18 protein-coding genes are annotated in these 17,958 nt (G+C 63.6%); 16 read left to right on the top strand and 2 right to left on the bottom strand.

Features of this window, described 5'->3' with window-relative positions; translation table 11 throughout:
* Positions 1-120 precede the first annotated feature (120 nt).
* The 16 genes from uxaC (at position 121) to paaZ (ending at position 15,832) form a co-directional block, all read left to right on the top strand.
* Positions 121-1,527, top strand: a complete 1,407-nt coding sequence (gene uxaC / locus AC07Y0_RS19490; protein ID WP_498679340.1) for a glucuronate isomerase — start codon at positions 121-123, stop codon at positions 1,525-1,527.
* A gap of 49 nt (positions 1,528-1,576) precedes the next feature.
* Positions 1,577-2,554 (top strand): TRAP transporter substrate-binding protein, encoded by a 978-nt coding sequence (locus AC07Y0_RS19485; protein WP_498679339.1) that lies wholly within the window; start codon positions 1,577-1,579, stop codon positions 2,552-2,554.
* Between the two features lie 127 nt (positions 2,555-2,681).
* The gene (locus AC07Y0_RS19480) at positions 2,682-3,296 is read left to right on the top strand and encodes a TRAP transporter small permease (protein WP_498679338.1); all 615 of its coding nucleotides are present in this window, start codon (positions 2,682-2,684) and stop codon (positions 3,294-3,296) included.
* Positions 3,297-3,299: 3 nt separating this feature from the next.
* The gene (locus AC07Y0_RS19475; protein WP_498679337.1) at positions 3,300-4,580 is read left to right on the top strand and encodes a TRAP transporter large permease; all 1,281 of its coding nucleotides are present in this window, start codon (positions 3,300-3,302) and stop codon (positions 4,578-4,580) included.
* Positions 4,581-4,589: 9 nt separating this feature from the next.
* Positions 4,590-5,363 carry a FadR/GntR family transcriptional regulator gene (locus AC07Y0_RS19470; protein ID WP_498679336.1) on the top strand — a complete coding sequence of 258 codons (774 nt, stop codon included), beginning with the start codon at positions 4,590-4,592 and terminating at the stop codon, positions 5,361-5,363.
* A 25-nt stretch (positions 5,364-5,388) separates the two neighbouring features.
* The gene (gene kduI, locus AC07Y0_RS19465) at positions 5,389-6,222 is read left to right on the top strand and encodes a 5-dehydro-4-deoxy-D-glucuronate isomerase (RefSeq protein ID WP_498679335.1); all 834 of its coding nucleotides are present in this window, start codon (positions 5,389-5,391) and stop codon (positions 6,220-6,222) included.
* Positions 6,219-6,980, top strand: coding sequence for a 2-dehydro-3-deoxy-D-gluconate 5-dehydrogenase KduD (gene kduD / locus AC07Y0_RS19460; RefSeq protein ID WP_498679334.1), 762 nt, complete (start codon positions 6,219-6,221; stop codon positions 6,978-6,980). Before kduI ends, kduD begins: the two co-directional genes overlap by 4 nt.
* Positions 6,981-6,982: 2 nt before the next feature.
* Positions 6,983-7,327, top strand: a complete 345-nt coding sequence (locus AC07Y0_RS19455; protein ID WP_498679333.1) for a cupin domain-containing protein — start codon at positions 6,983-6,985, stop codon at positions 7,325-7,327.
* A gap of 348 nt (positions 7,328-7,675) precedes the next feature.
* Positions 7,676-8,551, top strand: coding sequence for a PaaX family transcriptional regulator C-terminal domain-containing protein (locus AC07Y0_RS19450; RefSeq protein ID WP_498679332.1), 876 nt, complete (start codon positions 7,676-7,678; stop codon positions 8,549-8,551).
* Between the two features lie 172 nt (positions 8,552-8,723).
* The gene (gene pcaF / locus AC07Y0_RS19445) at positions 8,724-9,929 is read left to right on the top strand and encodes a 3-oxoadipyl-CoA thiolase (protein ID WP_498679331.1); all 1,206 of its coding nucleotides are present in this window, start codon (positions 8,724-8,726) and stop codon (positions 9,927-9,929) included.
* Positions 9,930-9,946: 17 nt separating this feature from the next.
* A complete protein-coding gene (paaA, locus tag AC07Y0_RS19440) occupies positions 9,947-10,945 on the top strand; it encodes a 1,2-phenylacetyl-CoA epoxidase subunit PaaA (protein WP_147181586.1) in 999 nt (332 codons plus the stop codon).
* Positions 10,946-11,008: 63 nt separating this feature from the next.
* Positions 11,009-11,293, top strand: a complete 285-nt coding sequence (paaB, locus tag AC07Y0_RS19435; RefSeq protein ID WP_028737551.1) for a 1,2-phenylacetyl-CoA epoxidase subunit PaaB — start codon at positions 11,009-11,011, stop codon at positions 11,291-11,293.
* Entirely contained in the window at positions 11,293-12,069 is a 777-nt protein-coding gene (gene paaC / locus AC07Y0_RS19430; protein ID WP_498679330.1) for a 1,2-phenylacetyl-CoA epoxidase subunit PaaC, read from the top strand. Before paaB ends, paaC begins: the two co-directional genes overlap by 1 nt.
* A 10-nt stretch (positions 12,070-12,079) precedes the next feature.
* A complete protein-coding gene (paaD, locus tag AC07Y0_RS19425) occupies positions 12,080-12,601 on the top strand; it encodes a 1,2-phenylacetyl-CoA epoxidase subunit PaaD (RefSeq protein WP_498679329.1) in 522 nt (173 codons plus the stop codon).
* A gap of 20 nt (positions 12,602-12,621) precedes the next feature.
* The gene (gene paaE, locus AC07Y0_RS19420; RefSeq protein ID WP_498679328.1) at positions 12,622-13,698 is read left to right on the top strand and encodes a 1,2-phenylacetyl-CoA epoxidase subunit PaaE; all 1,077 of its coding nucleotides are present in this window, start codon (positions 12,622-12,624) and stop codon (positions 13,696-13,698) included.
* A gap of 70 nt (positions 13,699-13,768) precedes the next feature.
* Complete coding sequence (gene paaZ / locus AC07Y0_RS19415; protein WP_498679327.1) at positions 13,769-15,832, top strand: phenylacetic acid degradation bifunctional protein PaaZ; 2,064 nt, start codon at positions 13,769-13,771, stop codon at positions 15,830-15,832.
* A 94-nt stretch (positions 15,833-15,926) separates the two neighbouring features.
* Here paaZ and AC07Y0_RS19410 read toward each other — a convergent pair whose 3' ends face one another.
* Positions 15,927-16,526 carry a TetR/AcrR family transcriptional regulator gene (locus AC07Y0_RS19410; RefSeq protein ID WP_498679326.1) on the bottom strand — a complete coding sequence of 200 codons (600 nt, stop codon included), beginning with the start codon at positions 16,524-16,526 and terminating at the stop codon, positions 15,927-15,929.
* A 97-nt stretch (positions 16,527-16,623) separates the two neighbouring features.
* Positions 16,624-17,934: a phenylacetate--CoA ligase PaaK gene (paaK, locus tag AC07Y0_RS19405; protein ID WP_498679325.1), complete on the bottom strand. Its 1,311-nt coding sequence runs from the start codon at positions 17,932-17,934 to the stop codon at positions 16,624-16,626.
* Between the last annotated feature and the right edge of the window lie 24 nt (positions 17,935-17,958).

The raw sequence follows: 17,958 nt of genomic DNA, 5'->3' as shown, positions 1-17,958 counted from the left end.
GCGCAAGCGAGCCTACGCGGTCAAGCAAAAGTCATCATACGACTGATGTTTTTTTGTATGTTGACATGACGTCTAATTGATTTTACCCCTTTGTCGACCGAAGGAGGAGCGGTCTATCTCATGAGCCTTGTCGCCCCGGATTTGCTGTTTCCCGCCGACCCGGCGTCCCGCGCCATTGCGGCTGACCTCTATGCCGCGGTGAAGGATCTGCCGATCGTCAGCCCGCACGGCCACACCGATCCGCGCTGGTATGCCGAGAATGAGAACTTTCCAGACCCGGCCCAGCTGCTGATCGTTCCCGACCACTATATTTTCCGCATGCTGTTCAGCCAGGGGATCCGTCTGGAAGACCTCGGGGTGCCCACACTGGACGGCTCGCCGGTCGAGACCGACGGCCGCAGGATCTGGCGGTTGTTCGCCGAGAGCTACTACCTGTTTCGCGGCACGCCGACCCGGCTCTGGCTGGACTATACGCTGGAGAACCTGTTCGGCATCACTACGCCGCTGACCGCCGACAATGCCGACGCCTGTTACGATGCGATCGCCGCCCAACTGGTGACCGACGCCTTCCGGCCGCGCGCCTTGTTCGAGCGCTTCAATATCGAAGTCATCTCGACCACGGACGGTGCCCTCGATCTCTTGCCCTGGCATGCAAAGATCCGCGACAGCGGCTGGAAGGGCCGTGTCGTCCCGGCCTACCGGCCGGATTCGGTGATCGATCCGGACTTCGAGGGCTTCCTCGATGGTCTCGACACGCTCGGCGATATCAGCGGCTGCGATACCGGCCGCTGGCAGGGCTATCTGGACGCGCATCGCAATCGCCGCGCCTATTTCAAATCCTTTGGCGCGACCGCCACCGACCACGGTTTTGCCTCGGCCCAGACCGCCAATCTTGGTACCGGCGAAGCCGAGATCCTTTTCGGCAGGGTGCGGACCGGAAAGGCGGATGAGAACGAGCGCGCGCTGTTTCGGGCGCAGATGCTAACCGAAATGGCCAGGATGAGCATCGAGGATGGGCTCGTCATGCAGATCCATCCCGGCTCATGGCGCAACCATTCCCCTGCCATCTTCCGCAAATTCGGTCGTGACAAGGGCTTCGACATTCCCACCCGCACGGACTATGTGCGCGGGCTGAAGCCGCTGCTCGACGCCGTCGGCACCGATTCCCGCGCCTCGATCATCCTGTTTACGCTCGACGAGACGAGCTATGCGCGCGAGCTGGCGCCGCTCGCCGGCGTCTATCCGGCGCTCAAGCTCGGGCCGGCCTGGTGGTTCCATGACAGCCCGGAAGGCATGCGCCGGTTCCGCGAGATGACCACCGAGACCGCCGGCTTCTACAACACGGTCGGCTTCAACGACGATACCCGCGCCTTTCCGTCGATCCCGGCGCGCCACGACGTCGCCCGCCGTGTCGACTGCGCCTTCCTCGGGCGTCTCGTCGCGGAGCATCGGCTGAGGGAGGACGAGGCGCACGAGTTGGCGCTCGACCTGGCCTACGGCCTGGCGAAGAGGGCGTACAAAATCTGACTTTATGACTGCAACAGCGGGCACAATGCCCGCCAACTGGGAGGAGAAAATGTTGCAAATGACCAAACTGTGGGCCGGTGTCGCGCTTGTCTCGATGCTTTTCGCCAGCGCCGTCTCGGCCGAGACCGTGCTGAAATCGTCCGATACCCATCCGGACGGCTACCCGACCGTCGAGGGCGTCAAATATTTCGGCGAACTCGTCAAGGAGCGCACGCAGGGACGCTATGCCGTGGAGGTCTATCACTCGGCCCAGCTCGGCGAGGAAAAGGACACGATCGAGCAGGTCCGCTCCGGCGTCATCGAACTCAACCGCGTGTCCATGGCGCCGTTCAACGGCACCGTGAAGGAGACGATCGTTCCGGCTCTGCCTTACATCTTCCGCTCGGAAGATCACATGCACAAGGTGATGGACGGCGCCGTCGGCGACCAGATCAAGGCGGCTTTCGAGCCAGCCGGTCTCGTGGTGCTTGCCTTCTATGATGCGGGCGCGCGCTCGTTCTACAACTCGAAGAAGCCGATCAAGACGGTCGACGACATCAAGGGTATGAAGTTCCGCGTCATTCAGTCGGACATCTTCGTCGACATGACCGCCGCACTCGGCGCGAACGCCACGCCGATGCCCTATGGCGAGGTCTATTCCTCGCTCGAGACCGGCGTCATCGAGGGTGCCGAGAACAACTTCCCGAGCTACGACACCGCCAAGCATTTCGAAGTCGCCAAATACTACTCGATGGACGAGCACACGATCCTTCCGGAAGTGTTCGTCATGAACAAGGCGGCCTTCGACAAGCTGACGCCCGAGGATCAGGAGATCTTCAAGCAGGCGGCCAAGGACAGCGTCGCCAAGCAGCGCGAATTGTGGGCGGCGAAGACCGCGGAATCGCGCGCGCTGGTCGAAAAGGCCGGTGCCCAGATCAACGAGGTCGAAAAGCAGGGCTTCATCGATGCCATGAAGCCCGTCTACGAAAAGCACATCACCGACGAGGTTCTGAAGAAGCTCGTCTCCGACGTGCAGGCGGTGCAGTAAACGTAGCGCCCAAGCCCCTCCGTCTGGCCACGGCCACGGAGGGGCAAGCGCTGTTTTCGACAGATTAGTTCGCGGACCCATGGTCCGGCCCTTCCGACAGTCGAAGGGTCAGGAGGCACCAAACCCCATGTCCACCCAACTCCGACTAGGCCTGCCCATCCTGTCCAGGCTCAATACCGTCGCCCTCTATTGTGCCGGCACCGGGCTCGTGGTCATGACGGCCATCGTCGCCTGGCAGGTCTTCTGCCGCTATGTGCTCAACGATTCGCCGAGCTGGACCGAACCTGGCGCGGTCATCCTGATGAGCTGGTTCATCTTCCTCGGCGCCGCCGTCGGCGTGCGGGAAAACAATCATATGGGCTTCGACGTGCTGCTCTATGCGCTGCCGCCGGCCGCGAAGAAGTGGCTGCGGATGATCTCCGACATCGTCATCTTCGCCTTCGGCCTCGGCATGGTCTGGTACGGCAGCAATCTGGTCACGCTGACCTGGGGCACGACGCTGCCGGCTCTCGGTATCTCGGGTGCCTGGGACTACATACCGCTGATGGGCGGCGGAGTCCTGATCGCGCTCTTTTCCCTCGAGCGCATGGCCATGCGCGTGCTTGGCGCGCCAATCGACGACATTCTCGACGGGATCGCTCCGACGGAAGTGGCCGTCGAGCTCGAAAACATTCCTGACGTTCAGAAAGACGCGGCCGACTTCGTTCAAGGCGTCGCCGAGCATGCAGGCAAGAAGGGTTAAGCGATGGAACTCTGGATCCTCTTTGGAACGTTTACCTTCCTGATGCTGATCGGCACGCCGATCGCGTTCTGTCTCGGTGTGTCGAGCCTGGCGACGGTCCTCTACATGGGCTTGCCGCCGCTGGTGGTGTTCCAGCGCATGAATTCGGGCATGAGCGTGTTCTCCATGCTCGCGATCCCCTTCTTCATCTATTCCGGCGACCTGATGGTTCGCGGCGGCATTGCCGGGCGCATCGTCGCCTTTGCCGCGACCGTCGTCGGGCACCTGCGCGGCGGGCTTGGCCAGGTCAACATCCTCACCTCCACCCTGTTCGGTGGCATCTCCGGCTCGGCCGTGGCCGAGGCCGCAGCCGTCGGCAGCCTGATGATCCCGCAGATGAAGGCGCGCGGCTACGGTGCCGACTATGCCGTCAACGTCACCTCGATGGCCGCACTCATCGCGCTGCTGCTGCCGCCGTCGCACAACATGATCATCTATTCGATCTCGGCGGGCGGCACGATCTCCATCGCCGACCTGTTCACCGCCGGCATCATCCCCGGCCTCCTTTTCGCCGGCGTGCTGATGGTCACCGCCTATATCGTCGCGCGCAAGCGTGGCTATCCGACCGAGCCCTTCCCGGGCTTCGTGGTGGCGCTGCATCTCTTCGCCGCCGCCATCCCCGGCCTGCTGCTCATCGCCATCATTTTCGGCGGCGTGCGTTCGGGTATCTTCACAGCGACGGAAAGCTCCTGCATCGCGGTCATCTATGCCCTGCTCATCACCGTCTTCGTCTACCGGCAGCTGCGCTGGCAGGATTTCGTCCACGCCACCATGGGGGCGGTGCGCACGACGGCGATGGTACTTCTGATCATCGGCTGCGCCGCGGCGTTTTCCTGGCTCATGGCCTTTCTCAAGGTTCCGGCGACCCTGGTCGCCTGGATGCAGACGCTCTCCGAAAATCCGATCGTCATCCTCCTGCTGCTCAACGTGCTGATGCTGGTGCTCGGCACGTTCATGGACATGGGGCCGACGATCATCATCACCACGCCGATCTTCCTGCCCATCGCCATGGCCTATGGGATCGATCCAGTGCATTTCGGCGTGATCATGATCCTCAACTACGGGATCGGCCTCAACACGCCACCGGTCGGAGGGGTGCAGTTCGTGGCCTGCGCCGTCGGCAAGATAACGGTGTGGGAAGCCATGCGTTCGATCTGGCCCTTTTATGGCGCCGGCATCGTCGTGCTATTGATGGTCACGTATATCCCGTCCCTGTCGCTCTGGCTGCCGGGGGTCTTCAAGTAGGAAATGGCCATGACTGAAAATCTGTTGGATGCAAAAGTGGAGCGCAAGCCGAAGCTGTTCGAGACCGTGGTGCAGACGCTGCGCAGCCAGATCCTCGCCGGCGAATTCGCCGTCGGCGAAAAGCTGCCGACCGAATCGCGCATGACGGAGATTTTCGGGGTCAGCCGCACGGTGGTACGCGAAGCCGTGGCGGTGCTGGCGGCCGAAGGGCTGGTCGAGGCGCGGCACGGTGCGGGCGTCTTCGTGCTCGACCATCCGACGCGCAAGATCAGCGCCATCACCGCCGACATGGGAAACCGCATCAGCCAGGCCGTCAACGTTCTGGAAGTGCGGATGGGCATCGAGATCGAAAGCGCCGGGCTTGCCGCGCAACGTCGTAGCCCCTCCCAGGAGGCCAGCATCCAGGAGGCCTTCTTCGAATTCGAACGCTTGCTGCATCGTGGCGAGCCCACCGGAAAGGCCGACTTCGCCTTCCATCGCGAAATCGCTGCGGCGACCAACAATCCGTTCTACGTCGAAATTCTCGACGCGCTCGGCGACCGCACCATCCCGTGCGACCGCAATTCGCCCTGGTTCTCGATCGAGGTGCTGTCGGAAGACTATCTGAGCCGCCTGCAGCGCGAGCATCTTCTGATCCTGCAGGCGATCTCGGCCGGCGACGCGGATGCCGCGCGCGATGCGATGCGCGCGCATCTCACGGCAGCACAGGATCGTTACCGGCAACGCCTGACCGGCCAGCAGGCCGGTTACCAGCAACGCGCGTCGAGCGAGACGCAGACTTGAAATTTCCAAACGAAAGCAAAGCTACATGACGATCGAATTCACCTCCCGCTTCGCCATCGATCCCGCCGCCGCTGCCGCGATGGGCACCGATGAGCTGCGCCACAATTTCCACCTCGCCAACCTTTTCGAGCCGGGCAAGATCAGCCTCACCTACACGCATTACGACCGCATGGTCGTCGGCGGTGCGGTTCCTCTCGGGCAGCCGTTGACGCTGGAGGCGATCAAGCCGGTCGGCACGCAGTCCTTCCTCGAGCGCCGTGAACTCGTCGCCGTCAACATCGGCGGCGAAGGCACCGTCGTCGTCAGCGGCGAGCCGCACCGGCTGAACTCCCGGGACATGCTCTATGTGGGCCTCGGCGAAGAGGTGAGCTTCACGTCTGCCGACGCGGGGAAGCCGGCGAAATTTTACCTGCTGTCGGCGCCGGCGCACCGCAAGTGCCCGACGCGGCCGATCACGCTCGACAAGGCCAAGCGTCTCGACCTCGGCAGTCCTGAAACCTCTAACGAGCGTTCGATCTTTCAGTTCACCACGACGATCGAAACGTGCCAGCTTGTCGTCGGCATGACGCAGCTCGCCAAGGGATCAGTGTGGAACACCATGCCGGCGCATGTGCACGACCGTCGCATGGAAGCCTATCTCTATTTCGATCTCGCCGAGTCGGCCCGGGTCTTCCACTTCATGGGCGAACCGTCCGAGACCCGCCACATGCTGATTGCCAACGAGGAGGCCGTGCTGTCGCCCGCCTGGTCGATCCACTCGGGCTGCGGCACGGCCAATTACGCCTTCATCTGGGCGATGGCGGGCGACAATGTCGACTATACCGACGTGGATCCCATTGCCATTGGAGAGCTGCGGTGACCGACCTTTCCGCCTTCGAACTGGTGGGCAAGCGGATCGCGATCACCGGTGCCAATACCGGCATCGGACAGGGCATTGCCGTGGCGGTGGCGCGCGCGGGCGGCGCCGTGGTCGGCATCGGCCGCTCGGCGATGGACGAGACGGCGAGGTTGGTGGCGGCCCAAGGGGCAGAGTTTCTGTCGGTCAAGGCAGACATCAGCGACACGAAAGCCGCGGTCGCCATGCTGAACGACCTGATGGCCGACGGGCCGCTGGACGGGCTCGTCAACAATGCCGGCATCATCCGCCGGGCCGACAGCGTCGACTTCACCGAGGAGGACTGGGACGATGTGATGGATGTGAACCTCAAGTCGTTGTTCTTCCTGTCGCAGGCCTTTGGCCGAAACTGCCTGGCGGCGAAGCGTGGAGGGCGGATCGTCAACCTCGCCTCGCTGCTCTCCTTCCAGGGCGGCATCCGCGTGCCGTCCTATACGGCGTCCAAGCACGGCGTTCTCGGGCTGACCCGGCTATTGGCCAATGAATGGGCGGCGAAGGGCATCAACGTCAACGCGATTGCTCCCGGCTACATCGAGACGAACAATACCGAGGCCTTGCGCAATGATCCGGACCGGAGCAAGGCCATCCTGGAGCGCATTCCGGCTGGGCGCTGGGGCGTGGCCGACGATATCGGCGATGCCGCGGTTTTCCTGCTCGCGCGCGCTTCCAACTACATGCACGGCGCCGTCATTCCAGTCGACGGCGGCTGGCTGGCGAGGTGACCATGACCAAGGAAAGAGACATTTTCGTTCGCGCCTCCGAGGGAGCGTGGACCGCGACTCCCGACGGCAACCGGCGCCGCGTGGTCTGCTTCACCGACGAACTGATGATGGTGGAGTTCGCCTTCGAAAAGGGCGGCGAGGGCTGGCTGCATTCCCATCCGCATGTGCAGTCCAGCTATGTGGCCGAAGGCGCCTTCGAGGTGACGATCGACGGCCGGACCGAGACGCTGGAAGCCGGCGACAGCTTCATCGTCCCTTCCGGTTTGTTGCATGGCGTGAAGGCGCTGGAAAAGGGCCGGCTGGTCGATTGCTTCACCCCGCACCGCGCAGACTTCCTGGAGCAATAGGCTCAGACGGAATGCGGCGTCGTCTCAACGGACCGGCGGCACTTTGGGCCGGGAGGCGCACGGATGTGCGCGGGGAGGGAGCGGCTCAGGCTCGCAGAGGCGCGTGAGATGGAGGCAAAGCCCCTTTTGCCGCCAGGATGAAATGCCGGACAGAGAGCAGCGCTACTTATCTCCGCCGCGCGCATTGACGAAGCGTCGCCGGGCGGTCAGCGACGCCGAATCGCGTTTCGGGCAAGATTGCCTGAGGATTTGACATTCAAATGTCACGGCCCTACCTCCTGCTGCCCCAATGCTGCAATATTTGCCGGGTGAGCAAGCCTGCTCGCGGGACCGGGTCTAGGAGGCGGAATGACCGTAGCTGCACGCGGATTCGACGGGTTCTCACAGATCCAGCAGCAGTTCACGGTGCGTGCCCCGGCGATGATCGTCACCATATACGGCGATATCGTCGTGCCGCGTGGCGGCGTGTTGTGGATGGGCACGCTGGTGGAGATCTGCGCTAGGCTGGGGATCAGCGAAACGTTGGTACGCACGGCGGTCTCGCGTCTGGTTGCGGCCGAGCAACTGGTGGGGGAGCGGGATGGCCGACGGTCCTACTATCGGCTGGCCTCCGGTGCACGGACGGAATTTGCTGCCGCAGCAAGACTTCTCTACGGCCCGCAGATCGAGGCCGACGGCTTCCTCATCCATCATGCGCCGGGTCTTTCCGACGAGATCGCCCGCCGTGCCGGACTCGGCCGCATGGGGCCGGACCTCTATCTGCGCCCCAATCATGTGGGAAATGTCCCTGTTCCGGGGCTCACCTTCCGGGCCGAAGTGATGAAGGATGGCGAATTGCTCGCCGACTATGCGGCAACGCTGTGGAACCTTCAGTCCTTCGCCGACGAATACCACGCGATGATCGATCTCTTCTCGCCGCTCGCGGCGGCGCTGGAGCGGGGCGAGGCATTGCTTCCGGCCGATGCGGTGAGCGCGCGGCTTCTGTTGGTCCAGGCCTATCGCGCCGTGCTGCTGCGCGATCCTCGACTGCCGGTCGAGGCGCTTCCCGAGGACTGGGCGGGTGCTGCGGCGCGCCGTCTCTTTGCCCGGCTCTACCGCGCCCTCTCGCCTCTGGCCGATGCCTATATCGCGGCGCAGTTCGAGGGCCGCGATGGCCCTCTGCCCGCCGAAACCGCCGAGACCGCGGCGCGGCTGGAATCTCTGGCGCTTGAGGGCGGTCGCTAAGTAACGGAAAATGCAGTGGATATTGGCAGTCGGTTCGATCCGAAACTCTAAACATCACGCCAACATCAAAAAAGCGCTTTTCTGTGTGATGTTTTGGCGCTATAAGTTGACCGATCGGTTGGCGAATTGAAGACAAGCCGGCCGCGTCTGATGTTCGAGGAGGAGTCGATCAATGCAGCAAGCCTTCATCTGTGATGCCGTGCGCACGCCTGTCGGCCGTTATGGCGGGGCCCTCGCATCCGTGCGGGCCGATGATCTTGCTGCCTTGCCGCTTGCCGCGCTGATGGCGCGCAATCCCGGCGTCGACTGGTCCAAGGTCGATGACCTGATCTACGGCTGCGCCAACCAAGCCGGCGAAGACAATCGCAATGTCGGCCGCATGGCCGTGCTCCTGTCCGGGATGCCGATCAACGTGCCGGCAACCACGGTCAACCGTCTCTGCGGTTCCGGCATGGACGCCGTCGGCATGGCGGCACGGGCGATCCGCGGTGGCGATTGCGATCTGGTGATCGCCGGCGGCGTCGAGAGCATGACGCGCGCGCCTTTCGTCATGCCCAAGGCGGATGCGGCCTTTTCCCGTTCGAACGCGGTCTACGACACGACGATCGGCTGGCGCTTCCCCAATCCCGAACTGAAGAAGAAGTTCGGCACCCATTCCATGCCGGAAACGGCCGACAATGTCGCCGAGCAGTACAATGTCAGCCGCGCTGACCAGGACGCCTTCGCAGCCCGCAGCCAGGACCGCTGGGCCGCCGCCCAGGCCGCCGGCGTCTTTGCCGACGAGATCGTGCCCGTCATGATCCCGCAGAAGAAGGGCGAGCCACTGGTCGTCTCGGTCGACGAACATCCGCGTCCCGGCACCACCGCCGAGCAGCTGGCGAAGCTGAAGGGTGTCAACGGCCCGGACCTCAGTGTCACGGCCGGCAATGCCTCGGGCGTCAACGACGGTGCGGCGGCTCTGGCGATCGCGTCGGAAGCCATGGCCAGGGAACAGGGCCTCGTGCCGCGCGCCCGGGTGGTCGCCATGGCTGCGGCCGGTGTCGAGCCGCGCATCATGGGTGTCGGCCCGGTGCCGGCGGTTCGCAAGGTTCTCGCCCGCGCCGGCCTGTCGCTGTCGCAGATGGACGTCATCGAGCTCAACGAGGCTTTCGCCGCCCAGGCGCTCGCCGTCCTTCGGGAACTCGGGCTTGCCGACGATGCCGCGCATGTCAATCCGAATGGCGGCGCCATCGCGCTCGGCCATCCGCTCGGCATGTCCGGCGCCCGCCTCGTCACCACCGCCATGTACCAGCTGCACCGCACCGGCGGGCGCTACGCGCTCTGCACCATGTGCATCGGGGTAGGCCAAGGCATCGCCATCATCATTGAACGGATCTGAGCAGGGAGGAAACCGCCATGTATGCGCAAATGGTCAAGACCGACAGTGATCGGGTGAAGTCGCTGAACGAGATGTCGCCGGAGGAGCGGGCCTTTCAGGAGCGCATCGACCGCGGCGAGAAGATCGAGCCCAAGGAGTGGATGCCGGAGAGCTATCGCAAGACGCTGATCCGCCAGGTCGGCCAGCACGCCCATTCCGAAATCGTCGGCCAGCTGCCGGAGGGCAACTGGATCACCCGTGCGCCGACGCTCGAACGCAAGGCGATTCTTCTGGCCAAGGTGCAGGACGAGGCGGGCCACGGCCTCTATCTCTATTCCGCCGCCGAGACGCTCGGCGTCAGCCGCGACGAGCTTCTCGCACTGCTGCATTCCGGCAAGATGAAGTATTCGTCGATCTTCAACTACCCGACGCTCAACTGGGCGGATATCGGCGCGGTCGGCTGGCTGGTCGATGGTGCGGCGATCATGAACCAAGTGCAGCTGCAGAAGACCTCCTACGGTCCCTACAGCCGCGCGATGATCCGCATCTGCAAGGAAGAGAGTTTTCACCAGCGCCAGGGCTACGACATCATGATGAAGATGGCCGCCGGCTCGCCGGAGCAGAAGGCCATGGCCCAGGATGCGCTCAACCGCTTCTGGTATCCGTCGCTGATGATGTTCGGACCGTCCGACAAGGATTCGGTGCATTCCGCGCAGTCGATGCAGTGGAAGATCAAGATCAACACCAATGACGAACTGCGCCAGAAATTCGTCGACCAGACGGTGCCGCAGGCGAAGTATCTCGGGCTGACCATTCCCGACGAGAACCTGCGCTGGAACGAGGAGAAGGGCGGCCACGACTTCTCCGAGCCGGACTGGGAAGAGTTCTTCAACGTCATCGCCGGCAACGGACCCTGCAATGCCGAGCGCCTCGGCGCCCGCGTCACCGCCTGGGAAGAGGGCGCGTGGTTCCGCGACGGCCTGATGGCCCATGCCGAAAAGCAGGAAGCGCGCCGGGCCGGTCGCAAGGCTGCCTGATCGATCCAATTCGGGAACGGCTCACCCGTTCCCATCCGTCACCTGAACTTGGGAGGAATAGCAATGTCCAGCGAATGGCCCCTTTGGGAAGTCTTTATCCGCGGTCAACATGGCCTCAACCATCGCCATGTCGGCAGCCTGCATGCCCCGGACGCCGAGATGGCGATCCGCAATGCCCGTGACGTCTACACCCGTCGCAACGAAGGCGTGTCGATCTGGGTGGTGAAGTCGGTCGACATCACCGCGTCGTCGCCGTCGGAAAAGGGCCCGCTGTTCGAACCGTCGAACTCCAAGGTCTACCGTCACCCGACCTTCTTCGACATCCCGGCTGAAGTGGGGCACATGTGATGGCGACCGCAAATCCGACGGTCGATCAGGCCGCATTCTTCGAATGGCTCCTGAGGATGGGCGACAACACGCTGATCCTCGGGCACCGCGTGTCCGAATGGTGCGGTCACTCGCCCGTGCTGGAAGAGGATATCGCGCTCGCCAATGTCGCGCTCGACCTGATCGGCCAGACCCAGTTCTGGCTCGGTCTTGCGGGTGAGGTCGAAGGCAAGGGGCGCACGGCGGACAATCTCGCCTATCTGCGTGATGCCGCGGCCTTCCGCAACGTGCTGCTCGTTGAGCGTCCGAACGGCGATTTTGGCAAGACGCTGATGCGGCAGTTCCTGTTCGATGCCTTCCACATCGAAATGCTCCGCGCGCTCGTCGCCTCGAGTGATCCGCGCGTCGTGGAAATCGCCCAGAAGGCGCTGAAGGAAGTGTCCTACCACTTCGAGCGCTCGGCCGACCTCGTCATCCGTCTCGGTGACGGTACCGAGGAAAGCCATCGCCGGATGCAGAAGGCGCTCGATGATCTCTGGCCCTATACGGCCGAGATGTTCCTCGCCGATTCTGCCGACGAGGCGGTCGCGGCAGCGGGCATCGCTCCGCTTCCCTCGGCGCTCAAGGCGGCATGGGACAGTTCGGTGGGCGAAGTCCTCGCCGAGGCGACGCTCGCCATTCCCGAGGGCAGCTACCAGCACAAGGGTGGCAAGCGCGGGGTCCATACCGAGCATCTGGGCTACATCCTCGCCGACATGCAGTTCCTGCAGCGGGCCTATCCGAACTCGGTCTGGTGAGGGTCATGCCATGGACGCCAGGACATTGCCCGAACCGGAAGAGGTCTGGCGCTGGCTGGGCGAGGTGCCGGATCCGGAAATTCCCGTCATCAGCCTGATCGATCTCGGCATCATCCGGGACGTCGCCTGGGACGGGGATACCCTCGTCGTTGCCGTCACGCCGACCTATTCGGGGTGCCCGGCAACGAGTGTGATCAATCTCGACATCGAGGCGGCGCTGAAGGCCCGTGGCATCGACAAGCTGCGCCTCGAACGACGGCTGTCGCCCGCCTGGACCTCGGACTGGATCAGCGCCGAGGGGCGCGACAAGCTCCGCGCCTATGGGATCGCGCCGCCGATCGACGGCACTGCCGCCGACGGGCGACTGATGGCGCGGGCCAACCGCCTTGCCGGCTCCAATCTGGCCGTCGCCTGCCCGCGATGCGGCTCGACCAGGACCGAGAAAGTCAGCCAGTTCGGCTCGACACCGTGCAAGGCGAGCTATCGATGCCGCGACTGCCTGGAACCCTTCGACTATTTCAAGTGCATCTGAGGATGCGGAGGACATAACGCATGGCACGCTTTCATCCCCTGACCGTGACCGACATCCGCCACGAGACCCGTGATGCGGTGGTCGTGACGCTCAAGCCGCGCGAGGAGGATCGCGCAGCCTTCGACTTCACCCAGGGCCAGTACCTGACCTTCCGCCGCGATTTCGAGGGCGAAGAACTACGCCGGTCCTACTCGATCTGTGCCGGCAAGGACGAGGGTGTCCTGCGCGTCGGAATCAAGCGCGTCGACGGCGGCGCGTTCAGCAACTGGGCCAATGGCAATTTGGCGCCGGGCGATGTGATCGAGGCCATGCCGCCGATGGGCCGCTTCTATATGGACATCGATCCGGCTGCCGGGAAGCAGTATCTCGGTTTCGCCGGCGGTTCCGGCATCACGCCGCTGCTGTCCATCATCAAGACGGTCCTGGCACGCGAGCCGAAGTCCCAGTTCACGCTGGTCTATGCCAACCGCCAGATTAACTCGATCATGTTCCGCGAGGAGCTGGAGGACCTGAAGAACACCTATCTCGGCCGTTTCTCCGTCCTGCATGTGCTGGAAAGCGAAGTGCAGGAGATCGATCTGTTCACCGGCCGTCTCGACGAGAACAAGCTTTCTGCGCTGTTTTCTACCTGGATCGACCCGAAGTCGATCGACGCCGCCTTCATCTGCGGGCCGGAGCCGATGATGCTCACCATCGTCGCCAGCCTCAAGGCGCATGGGCTGAAGGACGAGCAGATCAAGTTCGAGCTGTTCGCTTCGGGCCAGCCGGGCCGCGCCAAGAACCGCGTCGCCTCGGTCAGCGCCGAGGAGGCCGCGGCCGTGGTCGAGGCGACCATCACGCTCGACGGCACGACGCGGACCTTCAACATGCCCAAGCACGGTGTCAGCATTCTCGAGGCCGCGATCGCCCAGAGCATGGACGCGCCTTTCTCCTGCAAGGCGGGCGTCTGCTCCACCTGCCGGGCGAAGGTGCTCGAAGGCGAGGTCGAGATGGACACCAACCATGCGCTTGAGGACTACGAGGTCGAAGCCGGCTACGTATTGACCTGCCAATGTCACCCGCTGACAGAGAAGGTCGTGCTCTCCTACGACGAATAACCTCCCAGGAGGCGGGGCCGTGGCGCCCCGCCGACCGCACTGAATAAACCGATCCAGGAAGGATGACTTCATGAATGTTTCGGCTCGCGTTCCGCGCCGTCTCGAAAGCTATGTCTGTGGCCGCTGGACACCCGGCGAAAAGCAAGGCGTACCGCTGCTCGATGCCTCGACGGGTGCCGCAATCGCATTCATCGACTCGACCGGCATCGATTTCGCCGCAGCACTCGCCTATGGCCGCGAGGTCGGCGGACCGAACCTGCGCGCCCTGTCGTTTCACGAACGGGCGCAGATGCTGAAAGCCCTCGGCCAGGTCCTGATGGACATGAAAGAGGAATTCTACGCCGAGAGCGCCCTGACCGGCGCCACCCGTGCCGACGGCTGGGTCGACATCGAGGGCGGCATCGGCACCATGCTCTCCTATTCCTCCAAGGCCCGGCGTGAGCTGCCGAACACCCGCGTGCTGCTCGACGGCGACGTGGAGCTGCTATCGAAGGACAACAGCTTCTCCGCCCAGCACATCTTCACCCCGCTGCACGGCATCGCCGTCCACATCAACGCCTTCAACTTCCCCGTCTGGGGCATGCTCGAGAAGATCGCCCCGACGCTGATCGCCGGCGTGCCGTCGCTGGTCAAGCCGGCAAGCCAGACTGCCTATCTGACCGAACTCGTGGTTCGGCGGATCATCGAGACCGGCATCCTGCCGGAAGGTGCGTTGCAGCTGGTGTCCGGCTCGGTCGGCGATCTGCTTGACCATGTCGGGGGACAGGACGCCGTGACCTTCACCGGCTCGGCCTGGACAGGCCGCAAGCTCAAGTCGCATCCCACGGTGGTTGCCAACTCGGTTCGCTTCACCATGGAGGCCGACAGCCTGAACGCGTCAATCCTCGGGCCTGATGCCGGTCTTGGCACCGAGGAGTTCGATCTCTTCGTCAAGGAAGTGGCCCGCGAAATGACCTCGAAGGCCGGCCAGAAATGCACGGCGATTCGCCGTGTGTTCGCACCCAAGGCCCATGTCCAGGCCTTGATCGCCGCACTCGACGATCGCCTTTCCAAGACCACGCTCGGCAACCCCTCTGACGAGGGTGTGCGCATGGGACCGCTGGCAAGCCTTGCCCAGCGCAACGAAGTACGTGAACGCATCCGCGACCTGTCCGCCGATGCCGAGATCGTCGCCGGCGATCCAGACAATGTCCGCATCGTCTCCGGCGATACCGAGAAGGGCGCCTTCCTCAATCCGGTGCTGCTCTACTGCGACAAGCCGTTTACCGCGTCTGCCGTCCACGATGTCGAGGCGTTCGGCCCGGTCTCCACCGTGATGCCCTATGAGGGGATCGAGGAAGCGATCGCGCTTGCCCAGATGGGCAAGGGCTCGCTGGCGGCGTCGGTGTTCACCAATGATCCGAAGGTCGCCGAAGAGATGGTGATCGGCATGGCACCGTATCACGGCCGTATCCTGATCGGAAACCGCGCCTCGGCCAAGACCTCGACCGGCCATGGATCGCCGCTCGCCGGCCTGGTGCATGGCGGTCCCGGTCGCGCCGGCGGCGGCGAGGAAATGGGCGGCATGCGCGGCGTGAAGCACTACATGCAGCGCACGGCCGTGCAGGGCACGCCGCGGCTGCTTTCGGCCGTCACCGGCCGCTGGCTCGAAGGGGCCGGCGCCGGCGACACCAGCGTGCATCCATTCCGCAAATCCCTGGCGGAGCTGAAGATCGGCGATCAGATCGTCACGGCGAAGCGGACGGTGACGCTTGAGGACATCGAGCATTTCGCTCGCTTCACCGGCGACACCTTCTATGCCCACATGGACGAGGCGGCGGCCAAGGCCAATCCGTTCTTCGACGGGCGCGTCGCCCATGGCTACCTGATCGCCTCGTTCGCGGCCGGCCTGTTCGTCGACCCGGATCCGGGCCCGGTGCTCGCCAATTACGGCGTCGATAACCTGCGCTTCCTCACCCCGGTTAATCCGGGCGACACGCTGCAGGTTCGATTGACCTGCAAGGAGATCAATCCGCGCGCCAATGCCGATCATGGCGAAGTACGCTGGGATTGCCAGGTGACGAACCAGAATGGCGCGGTCGTCGCGCAATACGACGTGCTCACCATGGTCGCCAAGACCTGGAAGGCGGCCTGACCACAAACGAAAACCGACGGCGGGCTTTAGGCCGGCCGTCGGTTTGAGAAATGCAGCGAGTGCAGGCCTTTCGGCATGATGTCGGGGGCAGGGTCTAGCGAACCGCCTTGATGCCTTCCAGAATCAACGTCGTCGCGACGTCGGCATAGTCTTCCCGCGTGATGCGCCCGCCGTCGCGGAACCACATGTAGACCCAGTTCATCATGCCGAACAGCGACATGGTGACGGGCATCAGCAGGGGTCTTTCCTTGCTGTCGAGCTCTGGATTGATTTCTCTGAGCACGTTCGAAAACCGGCGCACGATCCGCCGTTCAATCGCGGTGATGCCTGCCTTCTGCTCGTCGGAGAGGGCCGAGGTGGCGTTGAGCTGCACCTTGTGCTGGTTGTCGGCACCGCGATAGTTCTCCAGCACCACGCCGATCAGCCGCCGAAGCCGCTTTTCCGGCGCCTCGTTCGCGTCGTCCGCCGCCTGGATCGCCTCGTCGAGCTCCTCCAGATGGGTGATGATGATCGCGTAGATCAGCGCATCCTTGCTCGGATAGTAGTGATACAGCAGCGCCTTGGAGACGCTCGAATGGGTTGCGATCTGGGACATGGATGCCTTTTCCATGCCCTGTTCGGCAAATACGGCTGCGGCATTGTCGAGAATGCCGCGGCGTTTTTCCTCAAAGTCGGTTGCCCGGGTCCGAGCCATGTTTTCGCTTTCCTGCTTGCAGAACGTCTGCAAAAGGGGGGCATCTACGCCCCCGCTTCACTATAACAATTGCCTTTGCGCTGTCACGGGTGGCCGTTCAGCTCTTGGGGCGGTTGTCCACCACGCGCTTGGCCTTGCCTTCCGAGCGGGCGATGGAAGTCGGGTCCTGAACCTCGATCTTGGTGGTGATGCCCACCACGCTCTTGATGTGGTGTGCCAGTTCCCTGGCCGATTGCGCGCGAGCCGCCGCATCGGTGTAGTTGGCCGCGCATTCGACGTGGACGGTCATGTTGTCCATACGGCCGGCGCGGGTGAGTTCGATCTGGAAGTGCGGGGCAAGTCCGCCGCATTTCAGGATCTGTTCCTCGATCTGCGTCGGGAAGACGTTGACGCCGCGCAGGATGATCATGTCGTCGCTGCGGCCGGTGATCTTTTCGATGCGCCGCATCGATCGCGCCGTGCCCGGCAGAAGACGGGTCAGGTCGCGGGTGCGGTAGCGCACCATCGGCAGGCCTTCCTTGGTGAGCGTGGTGAAGACCAGTTCGCCGAGCTCGCCGTCCGGCAGCACGGCGCCCGTAACCGGGTCGATGATTTCCGGATAGAAATGGTCTTCCCAGACGTGCAGGCCGTCCTTGGTCTCCACGCATTCATTGGCGACGCCCGGCCCCATGACCTCGGAGAGGCCGTAGATGTCGACGGCATGCATGTTGAAGGCCTGCTCGATCTCGCTGCGCATGGCATTGGTCCAGGGCTCCGCGCCGAAGATGCCGACCTCAATCGAGCTTTCGCGCGGATCGATGCCCTGGCGGCGGAACTCGTCGAGGATCGACAGCATGTAGGAGGGCGTCACCATGATGATGCGCGGCTTGAAATCGTTCATCAGCGTGACCTGGCGCTCGGTCATGCCGCCGGAGATCGGCACGACGGTGCAGCCGAGCCGCTCGGCGCCGTAGTGCGCGCCAAGGCCGCCGGTGAACAGGCCGTATCCATAGGCGACATGCACGATGTCGCCGGGACGGCCGCCCGACGCCCGGATCGAGCGGGCGACGACGTCGGCCCAGACATCGATGTCATGCTTGGTATAGCCGACGACCGTCGGCTTGCCGGTGGTGCCGGACGAGCCGTGGATACGGACCAGCTTTTCCCGGGGAACGGCGAACATGCCGAAGGGATAGGTGTCGCGCAGATCGGTCTTGGTGGTGAAGGGAAACTTGGCAAGATCCGACAGGGTCTTCAGGTCTTCCGGATGCACGCCGTGCTCGTCGAATCGCTTGCGATAGAACGGCGAGTTCTCGTACGAGTGCTTCAGCGAGCGCTTCATCCGGTGAAACTGGAGCGCCGAGATTTCATCCCGCGAGGCGATTTCGATCGGGTCCAGATCTTGGGGACGGGTTACAAAGTCGAGCATGATTTCCTCCCTGGAATACGTCTT

Source organism: Allorhizobium sp. GW101-3B10, from assembly GCF_059424725.1.
The sequence above is the reverse complement of the archived record's forward strand: the minus strand, read 5'-3'. Positions and strand labels throughout refer to the sequence as shown.

What these genes read in the sequence shown, in the direction of transcription:
- paaZ (WP_498679327.1), top strand. Translation starts at nt 13,769, where the DNA reads ATGAATGTTTCGGCTCGCGTTCCGCGCCGTCTCGAAAGCTATGTCTGT.
- paaE (WP_498679328.1), top strand. Translation starts at nt 12,622, where the DNA reads ATGGCACGCTTTCATCCCCTGACCGTGACCGACATCCGCCACGAGACC.
- AC07Y0_RS19450 (WP_498679332.1), top strand. Translation starts at nt 7,676, where the DNA reads ATGACCGTAGCTGCACGCGGATTCGACGGGTTCTCACAGATCCAGCAG.
- AC07Y0_RS19455 (WP_498679333.1), top strand. Translation starts at nt 6,983, where the DNA reads ATGACCAAGGAAAGAGACATTTTCGTTCGCGCCTCCGAGGGAGCGTGG.
- pcaF (WP_498679331.1), top strand. Translation starts at nt 8,724, where the DNA reads ATGCAGCAAGCCTTCATCTGTGATGCCGTGCGCACGCCTGTCGGCCGT.
- paaD (WP_498679329.1), top strand. Translation starts at nt 12,080, where the DNA reads ATGGACGCCAGGACATTGCCCGAACCGGAAGAGGTCTGGCGCTGGCTG.
- paaA (WP_147181586.1), top strand. Translation starts at nt 9,947, where the DNA reads ATGTATGCGCAAATGGTCAAGACCGACAGTGATCGGGTGAAGTCGCTG.
- AC07Y0_RS19470 (WP_498679336.1), top strand. Translation starts at nt 4,590, where the DNA reads ATGACTGAAAATCTGTTGGATGCAAAAGTGGAGCGCAAGCCGAAGCTG.
- AC07Y0_RS19485 (WP_498679339.1), top strand. Translation starts at nt 1,577, where the DNA reads ATGTTGCAAATGACCAAACTGTGGGCCGGTGTCGCGCTTGTCTCGATG.
- paaC (WP_498679330.1), top strand. Translation starts at nt 11,293, where the DNA reads ATGGCGACCGCAAATCCGACGGTCGATCAGGCCGCATTCTTCGAATGG.
- kduI (WP_498679335.1), top strand. Translation starts at nt 5,389, where the DNA reads ATGACGATCGAATTCACCTCCCGCTTCGCCATCGATCCCGCCGCCGCT.
- paaK (WP_498679325.1), bottom strand. Translation starts at nt 17,934, where the DNA reads ATGCTCGACTTTGTAACCCGTCCCCAAGATCTGGACCCGATCGAAATC.
- AC07Y0_RS19475 (WP_498679337.1), top strand. Translation starts at nt 3,300, where the DNA reads ATGGAACTCTGGATCCTCTTTGGAACGTTTACCTTCCTGATGCTGATC.
- uxaC (WP_498679340.1), top strand. Translation starts at nt 121, where the DNA reads ATGAGCCTTGTCGCCCCGGATTTGCTGTTTCCCGCCGACCCGGCGTCC.
- paaB (WP_028737551.1), top strand. Translation starts at nt 11,009, where the DNA reads ATGTCCAGCGAATGGCCCCTTTGGGAAGTCTTTATCCGCGGTCAACAT.
- AC07Y0_RS19410 (WP_498679326.1), bottom strand. Translation starts at nt 16,526, where the DNA reads ATGGCTCGGACCCGGGCAACCGACTTTGAGGAAAAACGCCGCGGCATT.
- AC07Y0_RS19480 (WP_498679338.1), top strand. Translation starts at nt 2,682, where the DNA reads ATGTCCACCCAACTCCGACTAGGCCTGCCCATCCTGTCCAGGCTCAAT.